Raw genomic sequence first — 5,389 nt, 5'->3', positions numbered from 1 at the left:
GCGTCGAAGGCTACCGGCTTCCCGATTGCGAAGATTGCGACCAAGCTGTCTTTGGGTTACACCCTGGATGAGATTCCGAACGATATCACCCAGAAGACCCCGGCGTCCTTCGAGCCGACCCTCGACTACGTGGTCGTGAAGGTTCCGCGCTTCGCGTTTGAGAAGTTCCCGGCTGCTGACCCGACCCTGACCACCACCATGAAGAGTGTTGGCGAGGCTATGGCTCTGGGCCGTAACTTCACTGAGGCTCTGCAGAAGGCTATGCGTTCGCTGGAGCAGAAGGGTGCGTCCTTCTCGTTCAAGCCGCTGTCCCTGTCTGAGGCTGAGCTGGCTGAGCTGATTGAGAAGACTAAGGTTGCGACCACTCAGCGTATTTACCAGGTTCAGCAGGCTCTGCTGGCTGGCGCTACCGTGGAGCAGCTGCACGAGGCGACCAAGATTGACCCGTGGTTCCTGGATCAGCTGGTGCTGCTGAATGAGGTTGCCGGCGTGGTTCACGCTAAGCGTGACAACCTTGACCCGGAGACCTTGAAGCTGGCTAAGCGTCACGGTTTCTCGGACGCTCAGATTGCTGAGATTATCGGCTCTTCTGAGGATGTTGTGCGCGGTGTTCGCCACGCTCTGGGTATCCGCCCGGTCTTCAAGACTGTTGACACCTGTGCTGCCGAGTTTGAGGCGTTCACTCCGTACCACTACTCCTCCTACGACCTGGAGGATGAGGTTGCGCACCACGAGAAGCCCTCGATTATGATTCTGGGTTCGGGCCCGAACCGTATCGGTCAGGGTATCGAGTTCGACTACTCCTGTGTGCACGCTTCGCTGGTGTTGCGTTCGCTCGGTTACGAGACTGTCATGGTCAACTGCAACCCTGAGACGGTTTCGACTGACTACGATATTTCGACTCGCCTGTACTTTGAGCCGCTCACCCTTGAGGATGTGCTTGAGATTGTTGAGTCGGAGCGTCGTACCGGCGGTCTGATGGGCGTGTTCGTGCAGCTGGGCGGTCAGACTCCGCTGAAGCTGGCTCGTGCCCTGAAGGATGCGGGCGTGCCGATTCTGGGCACCACCCCCGAGGCTATTGACCTGGCCGAGGACCGCGGCGAGTTCTCCCGCGTGCTGGAGGAGGGCGGCCTGATTTCGCCCAAGAACGGTACCGCGTTCACTTTCGAGGGTGCTAAGCGCATCGCTGATGAGATTGGTTACCCGGTTCTGGTTCGTCCTTCGTACGTGCTGGGCGGCCGTGGCATGGAGATCGTCTACGATGAGGCGAACCTGGCTCGCTACCTGGAGAACGCTACCGAGGTTTCGCCTTCGCAGCCTGCTCTGATTGATAAGTTCCTTGAGGACGCTATCGAGATTGACGTTGACGCCCTGTTCGACGGCGAGGAGCTGTACTTGGGTGGCGTCATGGAGCACATTGAGGAAGCCGGTATTCACTCGGGTGACTCTTCTTGTACTCTGCCTCCGATTACTCTCGGCCCGGACATCATTGCGAAGGTGAAGGACGCTACCGAGAAGATTGCTCGCGGCACCGGTGTGCGCGGTCTGATTAACATTCAGTTCGCGTACGTGTCTGAGAACCTGTACGTGATTGAGGCGAACCCGCGTGCGTCTCGTACTGTTCCGTTCGTGTCGAAGGCTACCGGCGTGCAGATGGCTAAGGCTGCTGTGCTGATTGGTCTGGGTAAGAGCATTGCTGAGCTGAAGGCTGAGGGCTACCTGCCGTCGAACATGGATGGCGCATCCCTGCCGGAGGAGACCGCGATTGCTGTGAAGGCTGCGGTTCTGCCGTTCGCTCGTTTCCGCACTCCCGAGGGTGTTGTGGTGGATTCGCTGCTGAGCCCGGAGATGCGTTCGACCGGTGAGGTCATGGGTCTGGATAAGCACTATGACACCGCGTTCGCGAAGGCTCAGGCTGGTGCTGGTTCGCCGCTGCCGACCTCCGGTAAGGTGTTCATTTCGGTGGCTAACCACGATAAGCGTAACGTCATTATTTACGCGAAGATGCTGGAGTCGCTGGGCTTTGAGATCGTTTCGACCGGTGGTACCGCTGAGATTCTGCGCCGTAACGGCTTGAACTCGGTGATTGTGGCTTCGAAGTTCGCTGAGGCGAATGGCGACCACTCGATTGTGGACATGGTCCGCAACGGCGATATTGACCTGATTCTGAACACCCCTGCCGGTGGTGCTGCTCGTAGCGATGGTTACGAGATTCGTGCCGCTGCGGTTTCGGTGGGCTGCCCGGTCATGACTACCATTTCTGAGTTCGCTGCGGCTGTTCAGGCGATTAATGCTCTGCGTGAGCACAGCTGGGACATCATGAGCCTGCAGGAGCACGGCGTTCAGCTGGCTGCCGCTGTGGATGCTCGTTCTGAGGGTGGCGAGGCGTAATGTCCGCTGCTTTTGGTGATCGTCTGGCGAAGGCGATGGCGGAGCGCGGCCCGCTGTGTGTGGGTATTGACCCGCATCCGAATCTGCTGGAGCAGTGGGGTCTTGAGGATTCTGCTGCTGGTCTGGCTGCTTTTACTGAGGCGGTCTATGAGGGTTGCGCCCCGTTTGCGGCGGCGTTGAAGCCTCAGGTGGCGTTGTTTGAGCGTCACGGTTCGGCTGGTCTTGCTGTGCTGGAGGCGCTGTTCGCCCGCGCTGCCGCTGATGGTGTGCTGATTGTTGCTGACGCTAAGCGCGGCGATATCGGTTCGACCATGAAGGCGTACGCGGATGCGTGGCTCGGCTCCTCGTCGCCGCTGGGTACCGATTCGGTGACTTTGAGCCCGTACCTGGGTTTTGAGTCGCTGCGTCCAGCGCTGGATTTGGCCGCTCAGAATGACCGCGGCACGTTCGTGTTGGCGTTGACCTCGAACCCTGAGGGTAAGAGCGTTCAGCACGTGGGCGCGTCGGAGTCTGGTCATTCCGGTGAGTCTGAGGGCGCTGTGGCTAAGCGTATTATCGCTGCGGCTACCGCTGAGAATGCTTCCCGCCAGTGGGAGCAGATGGGCCCGTGCGGCCTGGTGGTTGGCGCGACCGTTGGTCAGGCGCTGGTTGATTTGGGTATTGACCTGAGCGTGTTCAACGGCCCGATCCTGTCGCCGGGTTATGGTGCGCAGGGCGCTTCGGCGGCTGATTTGTACCGCGTGTTTGCGGGCGTTGAGTCGCAGGTGCTGGTGAATTCCAGCCGTGGCGTGCTGGCTGCTGGCCCGTCGGTTGAGGGTTTGGCGCAGGCTGCGCAGGCGGCTCGTGATGACCTGCTGGCGGCCCGCGGCGCATAGTTCGCGTGTTGCGTGAGAGGGGTGTGTGCTCCGAGTGGATTCTGTTGAGGGTCTGCTCGGGGTGCGCGCCCCTTTTTGCGTACCCCCTGTGCGTTCCTGTTTTATCGCATTTTTTGGGTACATCCGCATGCATAATTTTTCTCCCGCCCGCTCGCGCCGATGCGAGTTTGCTCACCTCTGTAGTGGGGGAGTGTGTTTCCGTCAAGACTCACGTCCGCGGTTCCGCTTTTGATAGGGCGAATACTCCGCTATGCTATAGGGGTACTCCCTGATATTTACGTGCTGACGTGCGTAGACGCATTGTTGGTGCGAGGGTGAGTGCCGCGGGTGGAACGAGGATTCTCGCGCTATCCGTGATACATTAGTTGATAAGTAAAATTCTATAACTCGCAGAAATGGGGGACCCAACCATGCCGCTGACTCCGCTAACTGAGGATGCGCGCGCCTCCGCCCGCGAGAAGGCAGTACTTGCCCGAGCACACCGCCAGGAAATTAAGCGTGCACTGAGTGACCGTGAACTTTCCGTGCGTCAGGTGCTCGATATGGTCGATTCCGACCCTGCACTGGCTAAAATGCCGGTGGGGCAGATGCTGCGCGCACTTCCGGGCATTGGTGCCGTTCGAGCTGAACGCATCATTGAAGAACTTCATATTGCACCGACTCGCCGCCTTGGCGGCCTGGGTGTACACCAGCGTCGCAAGATGGTGGAGTACTTCAACCGTAATTCGCGGTATTTGAACCGTGCACGTCGTAAGACTGCTGGTCAGTCTTCCGAGCCTTCTCAGTCCTAATACCTCGTGCCTTCAGCCGATGAAGGCGCAGTAAGGAAGCTATGTCTCAGCCGACTCTCACCGTACTGGCTGGCCCCACTGCTGTTGGCAAGGGTACGGTGTGCCAGTACATTCGTGAGAACTACCCGAACGTGTGGTTCTCTGTTTCCGCTACCACTCGTGATCCTCGCCCCGGTGAGGTTGACGGTACTCACTACTATTTCGTTTCGATGGAAGAGTTTGACCAGATGATTGCTGACGGTCAGATGCTTGAGTACGCTGTGGTGCACGGTAAGAATAAGTACGGTACTCCGCGCGCTAAGGTCCAGGAGGCCCTGGATGCTGGCCGCCCGGTGATTCTTGAGATTGACCTGCAGGGTGCTCGCCAGATTCGCGAGACCATGCCTGATGCTCGCCTGGTTTTCTTGGCTCCTCCGAGCTGGGATGAGCTGGTGTCGCGTCTGGTGGGTCGAGGTACCGAGAGTGAGCAGGAGCAAGCTCGTCGCCTTGAAACCGCGAAGGTTGAGTTGGCTGCTGAGAAAGAATTTGACGTCACGGTCGTCAACGACTCTGTTGAGCGTGCAGCGAAGGAGATTGCTGAGCTGATTGGCGCCGCCTAATCTGCATGCTTTGCGTTTGCGGTGGGGCTAGAGTTTCTTCCGACCTGTAGTTCTGCCGTGAGGCGTTGTGAAAGGTGGGGGTTTCGAAGAGTTTTCTTCGGGCCCCCACCTTTTTGGCTGTGCTGACACCTTTTGTCCAGGCTGGTACGTGCGTTTTAGCCGTTGAGAGGGTAGAATAGTTCTTTAGTTTTGACCGTGCCCTCAGTCTGCCCGGTTTGCGCCATAGCGCGAACGGTGTACGGGGGCGTTCGGTACGTACATTCCATCAAGCTATTTGGAGTTTTTAGTGGCAAACGAAATCAAGGAACACGAGGACTACAACTTCGTTGACGGTGTCGCTCCCGAGGGCATCGTGAGCCCCAGCGCTGACGCGCTGATTGAGAAGGCGGAGTCCAAGTACGGCCTGGTGATTTTCGGTGCCCGCCGTGCACGCCAGATTAACGCGTACTACGCTAACCTGCAGGACAATACTGCTGCGCACGTTGGCCCGCTGGTTGACGCTGAGTCGAACGAGAAGTCCCTGTCGGTGGCAATGCGCGAAATCATTGCTGACCGTGTTGTGGCGGAGCACCGCCCGGGCGTAAAGTTCGACGAGGACGGCTACCCGATCCCCGAGGACCTGTCCGCTGTGATTGATTTCAGCGCGGCTGAGTTCCCCGGCGCTATCGAGGAGGAGTACATCCCCGCAGGTAGCGAAGAGGTTATTGCTATCGAAGAGGTTATCCTCGACGAG

The 5,389-nt window shown here is 58.6% G+C and carries 5 protein-coding genes; all 5 read left to right on the top strand.

What is annotated here, in order from left to right; all coding sequences use genetic code 11:
* On the top strand, window positions 1–2,391 hold a 2,391-nt coding region (gene carB / locus AB8E48_RS08830), incomplete at its 5' end, for a carbamoyl-phosphate synthase large subunit (RefSeq protein ID WP_368886464.1).
* Window positions 2,391–3,266: an orotidine-5'-phosphate decarboxylase gene (gene pyrF, locus AB8E48_RS08825; protein ID WP_303958182.1), complete on the top strand. Its 876-nt coding sequence runs from the start codon at window positions 2,391–2,393 to the stop codon at window positions 3,264–3,266. The genes carB and pyrF, both read left to right, overlap by 1 nt.
* 410 nt (window positions 3,267–3,676) lie before the next feature.
* The gene (gene mihF / locus AB8E48_RS08820; protein WP_314850788.1) at window positions 3,677–4,057 is read left to right on the top strand and encodes an integration host factor, actinobacterial type; all 381 of its coding nucleotides are present in this window, start codon (window positions 3,677–3,679) and stop codon (window positions 4,055–4,057) included.
* Between the two features lie 41 nt (window positions 4,058–4,098).
* Entirely contained in the window at window positions 4,099–4,656 is a 558-nt protein-coding gene (gene gmk / locus AB8E48_RS08815) for a guanylate kinase (RefSeq protein ID WP_060824757.1), read from the top strand.
* A 286-nt stretch (window positions 4,657–4,942) separates the two neighbouring features.
* A partial coding sequence (rpoZ, locus tag AB8E48_RS08810; protein ID WP_368886463.1) for a DNA-directed RNA polymerase subunit omega occupies window positions 4,943–5,389 on the top strand: 447 nt, incomplete at its 3' end.

This window comes from Rothia mucilaginosa, from assembly GCF_964211445.1.
Taxonomy (GTDB): domain Bacteria; phylum Actinomycetota; class Actinomycetes; order Actinomycetales; family Micrococcaceae; genus Rothia; species Rothia mucilaginosa_E.
The sequence above is the reverse complement of the archived record's forward strand: the minus strand, read 5'-3'. Positions and strand labels throughout refer to the sequence as shown.

Excerpts from the sequence above, each read along its gene's own strand:
- pyrF (WP_303958182.1), top strand. The coding sequence starts at position 2,391 with ATGTCCGCTGCTTTTGGTGATCGTCTGGCGAAGGCGATGGCGGAGCGC.
- mihF (WP_314850788.1), top strand. The coding sequence starts at position 3,677 with ATGCCGCTGACTCCGCTAACTGAGGATGCGCGCGCCTCCGCCCGCGAG.
- gmk (WP_060824757.1), top strand. The coding sequence starts at position 4,099 with ATGTCTCAGCCGACTCTCACCGTACTGGCTGGCCCCACTGCTGTTGGC.